Below are 17,326 nucleotides of genomic sequence, written 5' to 3'. Positions count from 1 at the left end.
CGGGAGGAGCGACGGGCACTCTCGGGAGGAGGAACGCGCACTCTCGGGAGGAGAAACGCGCACTCTCGGGGGGAGGAACGGGCACGGTCGGGATGCAGCGCCGTTGCCCGGGGACGTGTTCCCGACCGCCGAGACGGCGGTCGGCGCTGGGCCCCACGAGCCGGTTCCGGGCGGCGCCGTCCGCCGTCCGGCCGAGCAAAAGGGAGCGTCGCGGCGAAGGCCGGAAATGGACTTCGCCCATAGCTCCAGCGCGCGTAACGTGACGAGCATGAGCGAGTCTGTGCGAGTGCTGTCCGACGAGCTGCTGGAGCGCATCCGATCCCGTGCCGCCGGATACGACAGGGACAACACCTTCTTCGCCGATGACCTCGCCGAGTTGAAGGACGCTGGGTACCTCCGCGCACTGGTCCCCGCCGACCGAGGCGGACTCGGGCTCTCGTTGCGCGAGGTGGCGCGGGAGCAGGTGCGCCTGGCATCCGCCGCTCCGGCGACCGCGCTCGCCGTCAACATGCACCTCGTGTGGACGAGCGTCGCGAAGATCATGCGCGATCGAGGCGACGACGTGCTCGAGTTCCTGCAGCGCGAGGCCGGGGACGGCGAGGTGTTCGGCTTCGGCATCAGCGAGGGCGGCAACGACCTCGTGCTGTTCGGATCGCGAACCGATGCCCGTCCCGACAGCACGGGCGGCTACACGTTCCACGGCACGAAGATCTTCACCTCCCTCTCCCCCGCTTGGACCCGGCTGGGCACGATGGGTTTGGACTCCACGAGCGAGGACGCCCCGAAGATCGTGTTCGGGTTCATCGAGCGATCGGGCGGGGGTTTCGAGATCGCCGACGACTGGGACACGCTCGGCATGCGCGCCACACAGTCCAACAGCACAAAGCTCGACGGTGCGCACGCGCGGGCGGACCGGATCATCAGACGCCTGGACCCGGGCCCCAACGGCGACCTCCTCACGTTCGGCATCTTCGCCAGCTTCGAGCTGCTCCTCGCCGCCGTGTACACCGGGATCGGCGCCAGAGCGCTGGAGCTGGGGGTGGCAGCGGCGAAACGGCGCACGTCGATGAAGAACGACGGGCGGTCGTATGCGCAGGATCCCGACATCCGCTGGCGCATCGCGGACGCCGCCATCGCCCAGGACGCCCTCTACCCGCAGCTGGACGCCATCACGGGCGACGTCGACGCCCTCGCGGACCACGGATCCCAGTGGTTCGCGAAGCTCGTGGGCATGAAGGTACGCGCCACCGAGACGGCACGTGATGTCGTGGACAAGGCGATCCGGGTATCCGGCGGCGGCAGCTACTTCGCCGGAAACGAACTCGGACGCCTCTACCGCGACGTGCTGGCCGGCATGTTCCATCCGTCGGACGATGAGTCGGCGCACGCGACCGTCGCGACGGCCTGGCTCGGTCCGATCGAGGACTGAGATGACCGAAGGGTCGTCGGAACGGTCGATGGGACGGCGCGAGCCCGATCCATCATCGAACGCGCTGCCGTCTCAGTCGGCGTCTGCTCATGCGCTGCCTTCGCCATCCGTCGGCGCGGGCCGTGTCGGCTTCGCCGCGCGGATGCGCCTCGACTGGTGGTGGATCGCGATCCTCGCCCTCTGCGGCTCCTTCCAGATCTATCGCGGCGCACCCGTCGACGGCGTGTTCTTCCTCGTCGCCGCCTTCGCACTGCTCGCGGATGCCGCCGGCTGGCTCTCGAGACTCGACCGCTATCCGCTCCCCCGCGTGAGCCTCGTCGTGCAGCTCGTTCTCGGCGCGCTCGCCGTCGTCGTGATCGCGTTCACCCCGCAGTGGGGACTCCTCGACGTGATCATCGTGGCCGTCGTGGGAGCGACGGCGGTGATCGTCGCGTGGCGCGATGACGATGCGACCGGCGCGCCTGCACTGCGGCGCCCGGTACGACGGGCGGCGGTGCTGTGGGCATCCGTCGCCGTGTTCCTGTGCCTGTGGGAACTGGCGTCGTTCTTCCTCGCCATGCCGTCGCCGCAGGCCGAGTTCGACCATCCGCCGCTCTCCGACCTGATCGATCCGGTCGTGGCGAATCCGCTCGGGCGCGGGGCCTGCGCGGCGCTCTGGCTGCTCGCCGGCGCGGCGTTCCTCCGCCGCGGGAGGCGCTCATGAGCCGCATCATCACGATCGCCGGCTTCGCGGCCGTCGCCGTCTTCGGTCTGGTGCTCGCCTGGTACAGCAGGCGAGCACCGGATCGGGTCGCGCCGCTGGGAACGCTTCTGGACCGCGTGATGGCGTCAAGGGCCATCCGCATCACAATCATCCTGTTCTGGTGGTGGCTCGGCTGGCACTTCTTCGCCGCCGCCCCGCTGCCCGCGTCGTCCTGAGCCGTCCGCCTCGCCCGACCGTTCGGTGTCGTCGCGAGCAGCGCGCCTCGACGTGAGAAGCCGACTGGCACCGAGACGTGCGGATGCCGTCAGCCGCGCCCGCGAAGCCGGTCCAGTTCGCGGCGATCCCGCTTGGTCGGCCTGCCTGCACCACGTTCGCGGTGCACGATCGACGGCTGCTCGACCCGCGGCGGAAGCGCCGGGGTCTTGTCGAGGTACGCCTCCTGGGCGATCGGCGCGCCGACCCGCTTCGTGAGGATCCCGCGCACCTCAACGATGTGCTCGCGGTCGGTCTGCACCCGGACCTCGTCCCCCACCCGAACGACCTGCGCGGGCTTGGCCCGATCGCCGTTCACTTTCACGTGACCCGCCTTGCAGGCGGCCGTCGCAAGAGACCGCGTCTTGAAGAAGCGCACCGACCACACCCAGATGTCCGCGCGCGTCGTCTGCGGTGTCGCCTCGGCCATCGCCCCATCGTAGGCACTGGCGTCATCAGCGGTGAACTGTGGCGAATCCATGGCGTGGGTGCGCTACGCTCGCCGCGTCCGTGGACATCGCGTTCTCCCACGCCATGCTCCCGGATACAGCGACCCGGTTGCCGCGTCCCCACGACTCGGCTGCCCCGACCCCAATGCGGAGCTACACCATGAGCGACCCCGACCAGCCGACGACACCCCCCGCGTGGTATCCGGATCCGGATCCGCAGAACCCGGGCGGACAGCGGTGGTGGGACGGCGTGCGCTGGACGGAGCACTCGCGGCCGGCGCCGCAGGGCGGTCAGCCGCTCTACAATGCGGGAGCACCGGCATCCGGATCCGCCGCCCAGCCCGGATCGACCGGTCAGCAGGGTCAGTACGGTCAGCAGGTGCCGTCCGTTCCGTCCGCGCCGCCCGGCGGTGCAGGAACCTACCCGCCGGCGCACCCGCAGAACGCGTACGTTCAGACCGCCCACACGCAGCCCGCCCACCAGCAGGCCGGATACCAGCCCGTGTACCCGGTGCAGGCAACGGGCTTCCCCCGGGTGCAGCCCGGAACCTCCGCGCTCACTTCGTACATCTGGCTCGTCGTGGCGCTCCCGCTCGTGTCGGCCGTCGCGTGGCTCTTCGTCGACTATTCCTCGTACTTCCGCACCCTCATCTCGCTCAGCGAGCGGGGCGAGATGTCCCAGGGCGACGTGACCCAGATGATGTCGTCGATGTCGGGCTTCATCATCTCCGCACTGATCGTGCAGGTGCTCGGGATCGTCGTCTATGGGCTCTCCGTGCTGTTCGCGTTCTTCGACTCGCGGGAGCTGGCGCGACGCGGCTTCGCCCGTCCGTTCCACTGGGCCTGGGCGTTCCTCTCCGGCCCGGTCTACGTGATCGGCCGCACGGTCGTGGCCCGTCGGCGCGGTGGGGTGAACACGATGTGGCCCATCTGGGCGCTGATCGCGGTGTACGTCATCTACTTCGCCGTGATCATCGTCAAGGTGGTCAGCGCGTTCTCGGTCATCTCGTCGTACGGTTTCGTGAGCGGTTCCCTGTCATAGGACACCCGGACGCGAGCCGGTCGGATGCCGTCCCTCGCCACGGTAAAGTGAGACGGGCAACGACGAAAGGACGCGTTCCGTGGAGTACTTGGTCTTCGCCGCCGGAGCGGTGATCTTCGGTCTGTTCTGCTTCTGGACGCTGTTCGACGCGGCCAGGGATGCCAAGACCCGCGCGGCGCACCCCGACCGCGCGTCGATCGTCGACACCGAGCACTACGCCATCGAGGGCGCCGAGCACTGAGCCGCGGCAGCACTGAGTTGTCGGCAGCACTGGGCCGTCGGCACCGCTGAGCCGTCGGTCACGTTGGGCCGTCGATAGCACGGAGCTGTCGATAACGCTGGGCCGTCGCTGACACCGAGCGGTCGCTGTCGTTGAGCCGGCGGCAGCAGCCAGCGATCAGTCGTCGCTGCGAACCAGTCGCGCGCCCGCCGAGCGCAGCTCGTCCAGGGCACGGGCACTCGTCTCCTGCGACACTCCGGCGACGAGGTCCAGCAGAACCCGCACGTCGCGGCCGTCTCTGAGTGCATCCAGAGCGGATGCGCGCACACAGTAGTCCGTCGCGATACCCACGACATCGAGACGGTGCACGTCAGCGGCGTCCAGCAGTGCGGCGAGGCCGGTGCCGGCATCCGTCCGTCCCTCGTAGATCGAGTACGCGGGAACGCCCTGACCCTTCACGATGTGGGCGTCGATCGCGCGCTCGTCGAGCGCCGCGTGGTACTGCGCCCCGAAGGTGCCCGCGACGCAGTGCACGGGCCAGGTCGTGACGAAGTCTGGTGGGGCATCCGTTGCGAAGTGTCCGCCGTTGTCGTCGTCGCCGTGGTGCCAGTCACGCGAGGCGACCACGACGTCGTAGCGGTGCGCGTCGCGGGTCAGCAGCCGCGTGACTCCCGCAGCTACCGCCGCCCCGCCGTCCACACCAAGCGCACCGCCCTCGGTGAAGTCGTTCTGCAGGTCGATGATGAGGAGTCCGCGCGCCATGCGTCCATTGTGCGCAGATCGTCCTGCGGCCGTTCACGCGGGCAGACTGGGCGAATGGCCATGCGAGCGTTCGTCGGCACGTCGGGATGGCGATACGCGTCGTGGCGCGGCGACTTCTACCCGAAGGGATTGCGGCAGAAGGACGAGCTCGGCTACCTCGCCTCCCGGATGAACACGGTCGAGCTCAACGGATCCTTCTACTCCCTGCAGTCCCCTGACTCGTACCGTCGGTGGCGCGACGAGACGCCCGACGGATTCGTCTTCGGGGTCAAGGGCGGCCGGTACCTCACGCATATGCTGCGGCTGCGGAACACCGGCCAGGCGCTGGCGAACTTCTTCGCATCCGGCGTGCTGCTCCTCGGCGACAGGTTGGGGCCCGTGCTCTGGCAGCTGCCAGAGCGGGAGGTGTTCGACGCCCACGTGCTGGAGGGATTCTGCGCGTCGCTGCCGCGCAGCCTGAGCGCCGCGGCCCGCATCGCGCAGGGACACGACGAGAAGGTGCGGGAAGCGGCGATTCCGCATGTGCGGGACGACCGCGCGGTGCTGCACGCCCTCGAGCCGCGGCATCCGAGCTTCGCGGACGAGCGGGCGGCGGCGATTCTCCGGGAGCACGGGATGGCGCTGGTGCTTGCTGACACGGCCGACCGGTTCCCCGTGTTCGATCGGTCCACGGCCGCCTTCGTGTATGCGCGGCTGCACGGCCACGAGGAGCTCTACGCCGGCGGCTACGACGACGCGTCGCTGCGTCGCTGGGAACGTCGGATCCGGCGGCAGGCGGAGTCGGACAGCGGCGGCAAGGACGTCTACGTGTACTTCGACAACGATGCGCGTGGACGTGCACCGCATGACGCTGAGGCGATGGCGCGGCTGCTGAACGGCGGACGATGATTCATCCAGCAGGGACGGAGCATTCCGGCTTACCCTGGCGGCGAGGACAGCGAGGTGGTCACCCGATGAACAGGCTTTCGAAATGGATGCCGGCACTCGTCGCCCCCGTCGTCGTGGCGGGCGTGGCGTTCGGAGCGGGAGCGATGGCGCCCGCCCTGGCGAGCCCGACGTCCCAGACGCACGCATCCGTCGCGCAGAGCACGAAGACGCCGACTGCGGCCCAGGTGCTCGCGCTCATCGCCAAGGCGAAGGATGCGCACTACTCGGGCACGCTCGAGCAGACCAGCGACCTCGGCCTGCCGACCCTGCCGTCGAGCGCGACGGGCGGTGTCGAGTCGCAGGCATCCGGGATCCTCGAGCTGCTGACGACGCCGCACAAGGCGAAGGTGTACGTCGACGGCCCGAACAAGCAGCGATTGCAGGTGCTCGACAGCCTCGCCGAACGTGACGTGGTGCGCAACGGCACGAGCGTGTGGACGTGGGACTCCTCGAAGGATCAGGCCACACACGTGACGCTGCCGTCGAAGACCGCGGCGAAGAGCTCTACATCCTTCGCGATGCCTCAGGACCTCGCGCAGAAGCTCGTCTCGAAGGCGAGCGCCGACTCGACTCTGACGGTCTCCTCCGGCTCGCAGGCAGGTCGGTCGGTGTGGAAGCTCACCATCACTCCGAAGACGAAGGACACGCTCGTCGGTGCAGCGGTGGTCTCCGTCGACGCGAAGACCGGGGTGCCGCTCGCCGCCGAGCTCGACGCACGCGGCCAGAAGTCTTCGGCCGCCTCCGTCGAGTTCACGTCGGTCGACTTCGGGACACCGGCCGCGTCCAACTTCGCATTCACGCCGCCCAAGAGCGCCACGGTGACGCAGAAGACGCTGACGTCGCACACATCGCATCCGGACAACCGCAGGCCCGGCTCGTTCGAGGGGCCGAGCGTGATCGGATCCGGATGGTCCTCGATCGTGGCGGTGCCGGCCGGATCCACCGGCGCAGGCCTGTCCGGTCTCACGTCGTCGCAGTCGCACCTGCTGAACGAGCTGTCGCAGTCGGTCGACGGGGGCCGTGGGCTGCAGACCTCGCTGTTCTCGGTGCTGATCACCTCCGATGGGCGCGTGTACGCGGGTGCAGTGCCGCTCACGGCGCTCGAGTCCGCGGCGAAGTGACGGTGCCTGCCGTGGCCGCCGTCGCGGTGGGCTGAGGGGGTGCGGTGACGGGCAGCGATTCCGCGATCAGCGTTCGGGGGCTCACGAAGAGGTTCGGCAGGCAGGTCGCGGTCGGCGGCCTCGACCTCGAGGTGCCGCGGGGATCGGTGTTCGGCTTCCTCGGGCCGAACGGCTCAGGCAAGACCACGACCATCCGTATGCTGCTCGGGCTCGCGGCTCCGAACTCAGGCACCGTCGAGTTGCTCGGCGAGCGGATGCCACGGGCATCCGCCACCGTGCTGCCGCGCGTCGGCGCACTGGTGGAGGGTCCGGCGTTCTACCCGTTCCTCACCGGTCGTGCGAACCTCAGCCGGCTCGACGCCGCCGACCCGCGATCCGTGGCGTCGAGCCGGCGCACGCGGGTCGCGACCGCCCTGGATCGCGTCGGGCTCTCCCACGCTGCCGACAAGAAGGCGCACGCCTATTCGCTGGGCATGAAGCAGCGGCTCGGACTCGCGGGCGCGCTGTTGCGTCAGCGGGAGCTGCTCGTGCTCGACGAACCGAGCAACGGGCTGGATCCCCAGGGCACACGCGAGGTGCGCAGCCTGATCCGTCGCCTCGCCGACGAGGGTGCGACGGTCTTCGTCTCCAGTCACCTGCTGAGCGAGGTGGAGCAGCTGTGCAGCCACGTGGCGGTGATGCGCGCGGGCCGGCTGGTGGCATCCGGGTCGCTCGGCGAACTGCGCTCCAGCGGTGGACGCCTCGCCGTCGTGCTGTCGCCCGATGCGGGTGCCGCTGCCGCCGTGCTGCTGAGCCTCGGGCTGGATCCGCACACCGATGGCGACCGGGTGACCGCCGAGCTTTCAGCGGATGCCGCTCCCGAGTCGCTCGTGAAATCGCTCGTCTCGATGGGCGTGCGGGTGCGCGGCTTCGAGGTCACGACGCCCTCGCTGGAGGACCGGTTCGTCGAGCTCACCGGGGAGGGCTTCGATGTCGCGGGATGATGCGGCGTCGGTCGGGCCGGCATCCGCACGCGCGACTCCGGAGCCCGGGAGCACCGTGAGCGCCGAGCCCACGTCCGAAGAGGATGTCACGCCCCGGCTCCGCCCGTTCGCCCTGCTCGGTTCGGAGCTGGGCACCCTCTTCCGCCGGCGCCGCACGATCGCCATGCTCATCGCACTCGTGGCGGTCCCTGTGCTGATCGCCGTCGTCGTGCGGGTCACGGGCGCAGGGTCGCGCGGGGGCGGTCCCGCCTTCCTCGGAGCCATCACCGACAACGGACTCTTCGTGGCGTTCACCGCGCTCGTGGTGTGCATCCCGCTGTTCCTGCCGCTGACCCTCGGCGTGGTCGCCGGAGACACGGTGGCGGGCGAGGCCGGTCTCGGCACCCTGCGTTACCTGCTCATCGCGCCCGCCGGACGTCTGCGGATCCTCGTGGTGAAGTACCTCGGCGTCGTCGTGTTCGCCGTGTCTGCCACCGCGGCCATCGTGCTCGCCGGCATCGGAATCGGCGCGATCCTCTTCCCGATCGGCCCCGTCACGCTGCTCTCCGGTGACACGACGGATGCCGTCGGCTTCGTCGTCCGCACCGCCCTCCTCGCCGGATACGTCGCCATCTCGCTCACCGGACTCGGCGCGATCGGGCTGTTCATCTCCACGCTGACCACGGTTCCCGTCGGAGCCATGGCGGCGACGGTCGTGCTGGCCGGGGCATCGCAGATCCTGGACCAGCTTCCGCAGCTCGACTGGCTGCATCCGTGGCTCTTCACCCACTACTGGCTCGGATTCGCCGATCTGCTGCGCGATCCGATCGTGTGGGACTCCTACGGAGAGAACGCCGTGCTGCAGCTCGGCTACATCGTGGTGTTCGGAGCGCTGGCGTACGGGCGGTTCGCGACCAAGGACATCCTCAGCTGAGGCTCTGTGGGTGCTGCTCAGACTGCGCCCCGCGCACGTACACAGCGCACACGGTCGGGCGACTCGTCACGACGCCGGCCCACCAGCGACATCAGCCGACGAGGTCGGTGCCGGCCGTGCCAGCCTCGGCGACCCGCACGGTCGGGGCATCGTCCTCGTTCCACCGGAACAGGACGAGGTGCCACAGACCGGGGCTCGTGCGCGAAGGATCGATGAGTCCGTGAGCACCCGCCGCGACGAGGCGATCGCGGACCGTCCACGACGACGGAGTTCCGCCAGCTGCGACGATCTCCTGCCAGGGAGCTGTCGCATCGGCCAGGTCGACGCCGAGACGTGCCAGAGCAGACGCATCGCGCAGGTCCACGATGTTGTGCGCATCGACCTCGAGCCGAAGGATCTCGAGCGACGACGACCTCGCGTCCTGGTGCGCGACCATCGCTGCTGCGACGCCGTCCACGGACGAACTGAGGTAAAGCGTCGGCTGCTCCGGCCTGGAGTAGCGTCCGGCGGAGCGCGAGCCCGCGATCGCGAACTCGCGGAACTCCGGATCGATCGCCCGATAGAACGTGCCCCGAAGAGCCAGGAACTCGGGGCGAACAGAGGTCACGATCCCAGCATCCCACCGCCCGGTCATCGCAAGCCATGCGTCCATTGCGGATGAATCCGTACCTCTGTATGCAAAGATTCTCCACACCGCAACGTCGGCACCGTTGTCCGCATCGGATGCTCCGTGCAGACTTGACGGGTGCCCGAGTTGCCCGAAGTGCACGCACTGGCCGCCGACCTCGACCGTCGGCTGCGCTGGCGCGTCATCGACCGCCTCGACGTGACGGCGTTCGCTGCATTGAAGACGTTCGATCCGCCGGTCTCCGCTCTTCACGGGATGTCCGTGGCCGGTGTCGGCAGGCACGGCAAGTTCCTCGATTTCACGGTCGTGCCGTCGGAGGCGACGAGCGACGCCGCAAGGGCCGAGCCCGAGACGGAAGCGGAGACGCTCCACCTGATCGTGCATCTCGCCAGGGCGGGGTGGATCCGCTGGCGCGAAGCCGCTCCGATCCCCGCCGCCCGCCCGCGCGGGCGCAGCGTCGGTCCGCTGGCGGCCAGACTCGTGCTCGACGACGGATCCGGTCTCGACATCACAGAGGCGGGCACCAAGAAGAGTCTCGCGATCTCGCTCGTTCGCAACCCCGACGACGTTCCCGGTGTGGCGAACCTCGGCCCCGACCCCTTGGCGCCCGCGTTCACGGAGGTGGTCTTCGCCGGCATCCTCACGGCAGCGGGACGCTCGCAGATCAAGGGCGTGCTGCGCAGTCAGTCACGCATCGCGGGGATCGGCAACGCGTACTCGGACGAAATCCTGTGGGCGGCGAAGATGTCGCCGTTCAAGCCGGCGAACATGCCATCAGAGGACGTGCACATCCTCTACGAGGCGATGCAGCGGATGCTCCGCGAGGCGCTCGAGCGTGCGGACGGACTGAAGGCATCCGAGCTCAAGGCGGAGAAAAAGTCGAACCTCAACGTGCACGGCCGGTTCGGCGAGCCATGCCCGCGATGCGGCGACACGATCCGGCAGGTCATCTACGCCGACTCGACGTTCCAGTACTGCCCGACGTGCCAGACCGGCGGCAAGCCGCTCGCCGACCGGGTGCTGTCGCGGCTCTTGAAGTGACACTCCTTCGGGTCTCCGCCGGCCGCTGTCGTCGTCCGCACCCACCTGCCCCTCGAGACTAGGTATCCGAGCCGAGACTAGATGCGACGACACTAGTCTCGGCGCGGATACCTAGTCTCGACCGCGTCGGCGTCGGCGACCGCTTCGGCGCGGGCGGACGGTTGGGACGTCTGTGTGGGCGTGAGCCGGAAGATGCGGAGGACGCGGCCGCTGGCGCGTTCGTATCCGCGGTATCCGGGCCACTGACGCTGGATGTACTCCCACACCGACTCGCGCTCGTCGTCGCCGATGAGGTGCGCATGCACCTGGATGGGCTTGCCGCGCACGACGGCCACGGCATCCGGATGCGCCAGCAGGTTGGCGGTCCACGCCGGATGCGTGTCGCGGGCGAAGTTGCTGCCGGTGACGAGCATCCGCCCGCCCGGCTCCGGGCAGTACATCAAGGCCGTCTCTCGCTCCAGTCCGCTCTTCGCGCCGATCGTGCGCAGCACGAGGGACGGCACCAGTAGACCGCTCATCTGCACACGTCCTCCGCTCACGAACGCGATCCCGCGCTCGAGCGGCGGCATCACCGTCGGCCCGACCGCTCGGAAGAACCGGGTGCGGGAGAACCAGGCGACGGATGCTCGGGTGAGGTAGATGACCGATGGCATGCGTCGATTCTGGTGCCACACGGCGCCGGCCGTCGCCCTTCGCGTCCCGAGTGTGAACGAACGGGGCTGCCGCGTGTTGTTGACTTGTCCGGTGAGCGAGCTTCAGCGTGTGACAGTGTTGGCCGGCGGCGTCGGAGGTGCGCGATTCACCAGGGGGCTGCTCGCCCACCTGGAGGATGCCTATCCCGACGGCGCGGGCGGCTCGCGCGTGGCCGTCACCGTCGTGGTGAACACCGGCGACGACATGACGCTGAACGGCCTGCGCGTCTGCCCCGACCTCGACACCGTGATGTACACGCTGGGCGGCGGGATCAGCGAGGAGCAGGGCTGGGGCCGCGACGACGAATCCCGTCGCGTGTCGGGCGAGATCGCGGCGTACGGACGTGGCTGGGACTGGTTCACACTGGGCGACCTCGACCTCGGAACACATATCGTGCGCACTGAGCTGCTGCGCGACGGCGCGACGCTGAGCGAGGCGACGGAGTATCTGTGCAGGCGGTGGAAGCCGGCGGCACGCCTCCTGCCGATGAGCGACCAGCCGGTCGAGACGCATGTGCGAGTGGGCGTAGCCGTCGACGAGCATCCGGCCGGCGCGCTCATCCACTTCGAGGAGTGGTGGGTGCGGTACCGCGCTCACGTGCCTGCGACGGAGTTCGTGCAGGTGGGCCTGGAGAACGCGACGGCGGCTCCGGGCGTGACCGAGGCGATCATGGAGGCGGATGTCGTCATCCTGCCGCCCTCCAACCCTGTGGTGTCGGTCGGGACCATCCTCACTGTGCCGGGCGTCCGTGACGCGGTACGGCAGACAGCGGCGCGCGTCGTGGGCGTGTCGCCCATCATCGGCGGCGCGGCCGTGCGCGGCATGGCGGATGTCTGCCTCACCGTGATCGGCGTCGAGACGTCCGCGCAGGGGGTCGGCCTGCACTACGGCGCACGCGCGACGGACGGTCTGGTCGACGGCTGGCTCGTCGACGAGACGGATGCGGATGCAGTCCCGCACCTCGCCGAGGCCGGGATCCGTGCCCGGGCGGTGCCGTTGTGGATGCGCGACGTCCCGACCACCGCTCGGATGGCCGCCGACGCGCTGGAGCTCGCCTTCGGATGACGCCCGGCGGTGCCGTCGCCGCCTCCCCCGTCGCCATCGCAATCGGCACGCCGACCACGACGGCGTTCGCTGTGCTCGGAGTGCCTGTCATCCGCCACACGAGTCGGGAACGCATCCCTAGGCTCGGCAGAGATCGAAAGGGCGCATCCATGGCTGATCACTCGGGCTACAACCAGCCGATCATCGACGAGTTCCGGGCGACCGGAGGCACCGTCACACACTTCGGACGCGGCCTCGTGCTGCTCCACCACGTCGGTGCGAAGAGCGGGCAGGAGCGCGTCACGCCCCTCGCGGCGCTGAAATCCGGTGCGGATTCCTGGCTCATCTCGGGGTCGAAGGCGGGGGCGCCCGAGAATCCGGCCTGGTTCCACAACCTTGTCGCGAATCCGGATGTCACGATCGAGACGCCCGACGACGGCGTCGTCCCGGTTCACGCGACTGTGCAGCGCGGAGCCGAGCACGACGCGGCGTGGGCGGAGTTCACTGCCACGTATCCGGCCTTCCTCGACTATCAGGTCAAGACGAGCCGGGTCATCCCGATGGTGCGCTTGACACGGCGCTGAACAGTACGCCAGGTCGGGTAGCAGGCCGGCTGAGGAGTGCCGGCTCTCGCCCCACCGCATCCGCGCTCGCTCGGTCGTGCCTTGCACAGGCTGTCACCGGCATGGTGCCGCGCCGCTAGGCTGACGACTGATCCGCTGTAAGGCCCGGGCTGTGGGCCGCATCCTCATTGTCTCCGTCGTCCGTTCTTCGTCGCCGAGGATGCCTGTGCCCGCCGAAATGCTTCCCGCCCCCGAGATCCGCACTGCCGCCTTTCGCGACGCCGAGGTTCGCAACCCAGGCCACCGCGCCGAGGTCGTGGACGGCGCAGGGGCGAGCCCGGCCGCGTTCGCTGCCGACGACGACGGGCGACCGGCCGCGGATGCCATCACCTCTGCGCTGACCGACGCGCGGGTCGCGGCCGATGCGAACGTCCCTCCCTCGGCGGACGATGCGGAGACACTGCTGTACGCACGCGATGCCCAGCTCGACGAGCTTCTCGACCTGGCGGGCAGCCTGCGGGATGCCGGTCTCGAGCGGGCGGGCCGGCCGGGAGTCGTCACGTACTCCCGCAAGGTGTTCATACCGCTGACGCACCTGTGCCAGGACCGCTGCCACTACTGCATCTTCGTGCAGACGCCAGGCAAACTCGCGAAGGCCGGTATTTCACCGTTCCTCTCCGAGGAGGAAGTGCTGGAGATCGCACGGCAGGGTGCGGCGATGGGCTGCAAGGAGGCGCTGTTCACGCTCGGCGACCGTCCGGAGAACCGCTGGGCAGTCGCGCGGGAGTGGCTGGCCGATCATGGATACGCGTCGACCATCGAGTACATGCGGGCCATGGCCATCCGCGTTCTCGAGGAGACGGGCCTGCTCCCCCACCTCAACCCGGGCGTCATGTCCTGGGCCGAACTGCAGCGGCTCAAGCCGGTCGCGCCGTCCATGGGCATGATGCTCGAGACCACGTCCGTGCGGCTGTGGGCCGAGAAGGGACAGGCGCACTTCGGATCCCCCGACAAGGATCCGGCCGTGCGGCTGCGGGTCATCGACGACGCCGGGCGCTCGCAGATCCCTTTCACCACTGGTGTGCTGCTCGGCATCGGCGAGAGCGTGCGCGATCGCGTGGATGCGATGTTCGCGCTGCGCGATGCGTCCGCACGCTGGGGACACGTGCAGGAGGTGATCGTGCAGAACTTCCGTGCCAAGGATGCGACGGCCATGATGCACCGTCCGGACCTTGCCGCCGACGAGTACGCGGCCGCGGTGGCGGTCACGCGACTCGTGCTCGGAGCGGATGCTCGCATTCAGGCGCCCCCGAACCTCACCGACCACGATGAGCTGGCTCTGCTCCTGCGCGCGGGCATCGACGACTGGGGCGGTGTCAGCCCGCTCACCCCGGATCACGTCAACCCTGAGCGTCCCTGGCCGCAGATCGACGAACTCGCAAGGCTCTCGGCGCGATCCGGATTCACGCTACGCGAGCGGCTCACCGCACACCCGCACTTCGTGCGGCAGGGCGAGCCGTGGATCGATCCGGCGGTGCTGCCGCACACGCGGGCCCTCGCGGACGCCTACGGTCTGGCCGATGAGGCGACGCCCGTCGTCGGGCGCCCGTGGGCGCTGGAGCCCCACAGCACCGAGCCGGGCCCCGGCTTAGCATCCCCGACCGTCATTGCGCCATCTGCGCACGACCGCGCCGGCGAGAGTGGCGCGGTAGTGCGCAGATGGCGCGGAACCGCGGGTGGTGTCCGGACGGTGCTCGATGCTGCACGCCGGGATCCGTCCGGGCTTGACGATGCGGACTACGTCGCACTGCTGGGCGCCGACGGCAACGAGCTCGAGGACCTGGCCGCGCTGGCCGACGACATTCGTCGCGAGCGCGTCGGCAACGAGATCACGTACGTCGTGAACCGCAACATCGACGCGTCGCTGTTCCGCGCAGCAGATGACACGGAGCTGCACCCGCAAGGGAACGGAAGCACGCTTTCGGGAGCAACTGCGGGCATCCGCGTGGGGAGGAACGGGCACTCTCGAGAGGAAAAGCGGGCCCTTTCGAGCGAAGAAACGGGCACCCTCGAGTGGGGAAACGGACACCCTCGGGAGGAGGAACGGGCACCCTCGACGGAGGACGGGGTGCTGACGGCGGAGGTCGTCACGGCGCTCGCCGACGAGGCCGCGCGGCTCGGCGCCACCGAAGTCTGTGTGCAGGGCCGGATCGATACGCGGATGCCGGCATCCGCGTACCTGGATCTCGTGCGGGCCATCGACGCCCACCAGCCACAGCTGCACGTGCACGCCTATCGGCCGATCGAGCTGCGGGACGGAGCCGCGCGGTCGGATATGCCGCTGGCGGCATATCTCGCGAGCCTGCTGGACGCCGGCGTCGGCACCGTGCCGGGGACGGGCGCGCGGATTCTGGACGACCGTATCCGCGACATCCTCTCCGGAGGCACGGAACTGTCGGTCGCTGACTGGATCGAGACGATCGAGGCGGCGCACCGCGCGGGCCTGCGCTCGACGGCGACCATGGTCTACGGACACGTCGAGACGGCGGCGGATCAGGTCGCGCACCTGCGCACCCTCTCCGCGTTGCAGCACCGAACGGGCGGATTCACCGAGTTCATCGCCATGCCGTTCGTGCCTCAGGAATCCCCCGTGGCGGTTCCAGGCGCACGGCCGGGACCGGACCTCAGAGAGTCGCGCGCGGTGCATGCCGTCGCCCGCCTCCTGCTGGCCGGCAGCATCGACCATGTGCAGGCGGCATGGACGAAGCTCGGCTTCCGCAGTACCCGTCTCGTGCTCGCCGGCGGCGTTGACGACCTCGGCGGCGTGCTGATCGACGGCGACCTCGCACCGTGGGCGGGTCCCGAGCAGGGACGCGTGCTGAGCGTGACGGACATGCGACGGATCGCCGACGAGGTCGGCCGTCCGCTCGTGCAGCGCACGACGACGTACGAGCCGGTGGGGCGATGAGCTCAACGGATGGCGGCGTCGTCGAGGTCGACACGCTCATCGTGGGTGCCGGATTCGCGGGGCTCGGGCTCGGCATCCGGCTCCGTCGACGGAACACGGAGGAAGGCCGCGACGAATCGTTCCTGATCCTCGAGCGGGCTGACGAGGTCGGCGGCACCTGGCGCGACAACGTGTATCCGGGCGTCGCGTGCGACATCCCTTCGCATCTGTACTCGTTCTCGTTCCGCACCAGCGCGGACTGGACGCACGTGTATCCCAGCGGCCGGGAGTTGCAGGAGTATCTGCGCGAGTGCGCGCGTGATGAGGGTCTGCTGCCGCACCTCAGGTTCGGCGAATCCGTCGAGCGCGCGCGCTGGGACGAAACCGAGGGTCGCTGGCTCGTCGCCACGACCCGTGGAACGTACCGGGCGCGGGTGCTCGTCAGTGCGGTCGGCCGGCTCAGCGAGCCACGGCTGCCGGCGGTCGACGGCCTTGACGGCTTCCCAGGACGCGTGCTGCACACCGCCGGATGGGACACAGACCTCGACCTGCACGGTGCGCGCGTCGGACTCATCGGCACCGGCGCGTCCGCCGTGCAGGTGCTGCCGCAGCTGCAGCGTGACGCCGAGCAGGTGACGGTCTTCCAGCGCAGCGCTCCGTACATCGTGCCGCGCGGTGACCGCGCGTACACCGAGGCGGAACGTGCCGAGCTCTCGGATCCGGTCGCCAGAGAGCGGCTGCGCGACATCCTGTTCTGGGACGCCGAGGCCGGCTTCCCCGCACGGATGCGCGAGCCCGCCGCCATCGCCGCGTTGCGGGAGCGGGCTGCGTCGCACCTTCGGCGGCAGGTGTCGGATCCGACGCTGCGCGTCGCACTCACGCCGGACTACGAGATCGGCTGCAAGCGCGTGCTGCTCAGCGACGACTACTACCCCGCCGTCGCCGCGCGCAACGTGACGTTGGAGGCATCCGCCCTTCATCGGATCGATCACGGCATGGCCGTCGCGGAGTCGGGTGTTCGTCACGACCTCGACGTGCTCGTCTTCGCCACCGGATTCAACGCCACGCGTCCGCCGTTCGCCGATCTCGTGACGGGGAGGGACGGCATCCGTCTCTGCGAGCACTGGGCGGACGGGATGCGCGCGTACGCGTCGACGGTCGTGCACGGGTTCCCGAACTTCTTCGTGCTCGACGGCCCGAACGCGAGCCTCGGGCACAACTCCGCGGTGTACATGATCGAGACCCAGCTCGGCTACGTGCTCGGGGCGCTCGATCATCTGGCGGCCACCGGTATGCCCCTCGACGTGCAGCAGGACGCCGAGGATGCCTACGTCGCGGCCATCGACGCCGCTGCTGCCGGCTCGGTATGGCTGAGCGGATGCAGCAACTGGTACGTCGACGAGCGCAGCGGACGCCTCACTCTGCTCTGGCCCGGATACGCCCACACGTTCCGCGAGCGCGTCGGCACGTTCGACGCTGCCGTGTTCGGCGTGCCGGTGGCGAGGTAGGTGGATCTGTGCGGTTCGGACACATGACATGCTCTGGTCAGCAGCGTGAACCGTGTCAGAAGTGCTCCGCGATGATGCGTTCGACCGCTTCTCGTAGCAAC

General features: G+C 69.4%; 18 protein-coding genes. 14 read left to right on the top strand and 4 right to left on the bottom strand.

Features of this window, described 5'->3' with window-relative positions; all coding sequences use genetic code 11:
- Positions 1–268 precede the first annotated feature (268 nt).
- The 3 genes from ACX9R5_RS08525 to ACX9R5_RS08515 are packed head-to-tail and all read left to right on the top strand — an operon-like array spanning position 269 to position 2,347.
- Entirely contained in the window at positions 269–1,429 is a 1,161-nt protein-coding gene (locus ACX9R5_RS08525; protein WP_459408551.1) for an acyl-CoA dehydrogenase family protein, read from the top strand.
- Between the two features lies 1 nt (position 1,430).
- Positions 1,431–2,132, top strand: coding sequence for a hypothetical protein (locus ACX9R5_RS08520; protein ID WP_459408550.1), 702 nt, complete (start codon positions 1,431–1,433; stop codon positions 2,130–2,132).
- A complete protein-coding gene (locus tag ACX9R5_RS08515; protein ID WP_459408549.1) occupies positions 2,129–2,347 on the top strand; it encodes a DUF6186 family protein in 219 nt (72 codons plus the stop codon). Before ACX9R5_RS08520 ends, ACX9R5_RS08515 begins: the two co-directional genes overlap by 4 nt.
- Positions 2,348–2,436: 89 nt before the next feature.
- Here ACX9R5_RS08515 and ACX9R5_RS08510 read toward each other — a convergent pair whose 3' ends face one another.
- Positions 2,437–2,814, bottom strand: a complete 378-nt coding sequence (locus ACX9R5_RS08510) for an RNA-binding S4 domain-containing protein (protein WP_459408548.1) — start codon at positions 2,812–2,814, stop codon at positions 2,437–2,439.
- Between the two features lie 179 nt (positions 2,815–2,993).
- On the opposite strand from ACX9R5_RS08510, the gene ACX9R5_RS08505 reads away from it, so the two are divergent.
- Together ACX9R5_RS08505 and ACX9R5_RS08500 are read left to right on the top strand one after the other, a co-directional pair.
- Positions 2,994–3,875, top strand: a complete 882-nt coding sequence (locus tag ACX9R5_RS08505) for a DUF2510 domain-containing protein (RefSeq protein WP_459408547.1) — start codon at positions 2,994–2,996, stop codon at positions 3,873–3,875.
- Between the two features lie 79 nt (positions 3,876–3,954).
- Entirely contained in the window at positions 3,955–4,116 is a 162-nt protein-coding gene (locus ACX9R5_RS08500; protein WP_459408546.1) for a hypothetical protein, read from the top strand.
- A gap of 156 nt (positions 4,117–4,272) precedes the next feature.
- On the opposite strand, the gene ACX9R5_RS08495 is transcribed toward ACX9R5_RS08500, so the two are convergent.
- Positions 4,273–4,857, bottom strand: a complete 585-nt coding sequence (locus ACX9R5_RS08495; RefSeq protein WP_459408545.1) for an isochorismatase family protein — start codon at positions 4,855–4,857, stop codon at positions 4,273–4,275.
- Positions 4,858–4,911: 54 nt separating this feature from the next.
- On the opposite strand from ACX9R5_RS08495, the gene ACX9R5_RS08490 reads away from it, so the two are divergent.
- The 4 genes from ACX9R5_RS08490 to ACX9R5_RS08475 all read left to right on the top strand — a co-directional run bounded on the left by ACX9R5_RS08490 (position 4,912) and on the right by ACX9R5_RS08475 (position 8,801).
- Entirely contained in the window at positions 4,912–5,745 is an 834-nt protein-coding gene (locus ACX9R5_RS08490; RefSeq protein ID WP_459408544.1) for a DUF72 domain-containing protein, read from the top strand.
- Between the two features lie 65 nt (positions 5,746–5,810).
- Positions 5,811–6,905 (top strand): LolA family protein, encoded by a 1,095-nt coding sequence (locus ACX9R5_RS08485; protein ID WP_459408543.1) that lies wholly within the window; start codon positions 5,811–5,813, stop codon positions 6,903–6,905.
- Positions 6,906–6,949: 44 nt separating this feature from the next.
- Positions 6,950–7,888, top strand: a complete 939-nt coding sequence (locus tag ACX9R5_RS08480) for an ABC transporter ATP-binding protein (RefSeq protein ID WP_459408542.1) — start codon at positions 6,950–6,952, stop codon at positions 7,886–7,888.
- A complete protein-coding gene (locus ACX9R5_RS08475) occupies positions 7,875–8,801 on the top strand; it encodes an ABC transporter permease (RefSeq protein WP_459408541.1) in 927 nt (308 codons plus the stop codon). Before ACX9R5_RS08480 ends, ACX9R5_RS08475 begins: the two co-directional genes overlap by 14 nt.
- A 91-nt stretch (positions 8,802–8,892) precedes the next feature.
- Here ACX9R5_RS08475 and ACX9R5_RS08470 read toward each other — a convergent pair whose 3' ends face one another.
- On the bottom strand, positions 8,893–9,408 hold the full coding sequence (locus ACX9R5_RS08470; RefSeq protein WP_459408540.1) for an RES family NAD+ phosphorylase: 516 nt from the start codon (positions 9,406–9,408) through the stop codon (positions 8,893–8,895).
- Between the two features lie 138 nt (positions 9,409–9,546).
- Here ACX9R5_RS08470 and ACX9R5_RS08465 point away from each other — a divergent pair, with 138 nt between their 5' ends.
- Positions 9,547–10,470, top strand: a complete 924-nt coding sequence (locus tag ACX9R5_RS08465; RefSeq protein ID WP_459408539.1) for a DNA-formamidopyrimidine glycosylase family protein — start codon at positions 9,547–9,549, stop codon at positions 10,468–10,470.
- 92 nt (positions 10,471–10,562) lie between these two features.
- Here the strand turns inward: ACX9R5_RS08465 and ACX9R5_RS08460 are convergent, their stop codons facing one another.
- Positions 10,563–11,123, bottom strand: a complete 561-nt coding sequence (locus ACX9R5_RS08460) for a nitroreductase/quinone reductase family protein (protein WP_459408538.1) — start codon at positions 11,121–11,123, stop codon at positions 10,563–10,565.
- Between the two features lie 91 nt (positions 11,124–11,214).
- On the opposite strand from ACX9R5_RS08460, the gene cofD reads away from it, so the two are divergent.
- From cofD to ACX9R5_RS08440, 4 genes are all read left to right on the top strand, one after another.
- On the top strand, positions 11,215–12,228 hold the full coding sequence (gene cofD, locus ACX9R5_RS08455; RefSeq protein ID WP_459408537.1) for a 2-phospho-L-lactate transferase: 1,014 nt from the start codon (positions 11,215–11,217) through the stop codon (positions 12,226–12,228).
- Positions 12,229–12,377: 149 nt separating this feature from the next.
- Positions 12,378–12,791, top strand: coding sequence for a nitroreductase/quinone reductase family protein (locus tag ACX9R5_RS08450; RefSeq protein ID WP_459408536.1), 414 nt, complete (start codon positions 12,378–12,380; stop codon positions 12,789–12,791).
- A gap of 205 nt (positions 12,792–12,996) precedes the next feature.
- Entirely contained in the window at positions 12,997–15,738 is a 2,742-nt protein-coding gene (gene cofG / locus ACX9R5_RS08445; RefSeq protein WP_459408535.1) for a 7,8-didemethyl-8-hydroxy-5-deazariboflavin synthase CofG, read from the top strand.
- A complete protein-coding gene (locus ACX9R5_RS08440; protein ID WP_459408534.1) occupies positions 15,735–17,225 on the top strand; it encodes a flavin-containing monooxygenase in 1,491 nt (496 codons plus the stop codon). Before cofG ends, ACX9R5_RS08440 begins: the two co-directional genes overlap by 4 nt.
- The last annotated feature ends 101 nt before the right edge of the window (positions 17,226–17,326 follow it).

The sequence above is a fragment of the Rathayibacter sp. CAU 1779 genome, from assembly GCF_054551755.1.
Note: the sequence above shows the minus strand (reverse complement) of the source record. Positions and strands in the feature narration are given on the sequence as shown.

Bases quoted from the DNA above. Each gene is read 5' to 3' on its own strand.
- ACX9R5_RS08485 (WP_459408543.1), top strand. From the start codon at position 5,811: ATGAACAGGCTTTCGAAATGGATGCCGGCACTCGTCGCCCCCGTCGTC.
- ACX9R5_RS08495 (WP_459408545.1), bottom strand. From the start codon at position 4,857: ATGGCGCGCGGACTCCTCATCATCGACCTGCAGAACGACTTCACCGAG.
- ACX9R5_RS08490 (WP_459408544.1), top strand. From the start codon at position 4,912: ATGGCCATGCGAGCGTTCGTCGGCACGTCGGGATGGCGATACGCGTCG.
- ACX9R5_RS08515 (WP_459408549.1), top strand. From the start codon at position 2,129: ATGAGCCGCATCATCACGATCGCCGGCTTCGCGGCCGTCGCCGTCTTC.
- ACX9R5_RS08460 (WP_459408538.1), bottom strand. From the start codon at position 11,123: ATGCCATCGGTCATCTACCTCACCCGAGCATCCGTCGCCTGGTTCTCC.
- ACX9R5_RS08520 (WP_459408550.1), top strand. From the start codon at position 1,431: ATGACCGAAGGGTCGTCGGAACGGTCGATGGGACGGCGCGAGCCCGAT.
- ACX9R5_RS08475 (WP_459408541.1), top strand. From the start codon at position 7,875: ATGTCGCGGGATGATGCGGCGTCGGTCGGGCCGGCATCCGCACGCGCG.
- ACX9R5_RS08510 (WP_459408548.1), bottom strand. From the start codon at position 2,814: ATGGCCGAGGCGACACCGCAGACGACGCGCGCGGACATCTGGGTGTGG.
- ACX9R5_RS08440 (WP_459408534.1), top strand. From the start codon at position 15,735: ATGAGCTCAACGGATGGCGGCGTCGTCGAGGTCGACACGCTCATCGTG.
- ACX9R5_RS08450 (WP_459408536.1), top strand. From the start codon at position 12,378: ATGGCTGATCACTCGGGCTACAACCAGCCGATCATCGACGAGTTCCGG.
- ACX9R5_RS08525 (WP_459408551.1), top strand. From the start codon at position 269: ATGAGCGAGTCTGTGCGAGTGCTGTCCGACGAGCTGCTGGAGCGCATC.
- ACX9R5_RS08505 (WP_459408547.1), top strand. From the start codon at position 2,994: ATGAGCGACCCCGACCAGCCGACGACACCCCCCGCGTGGTATCCGGAT.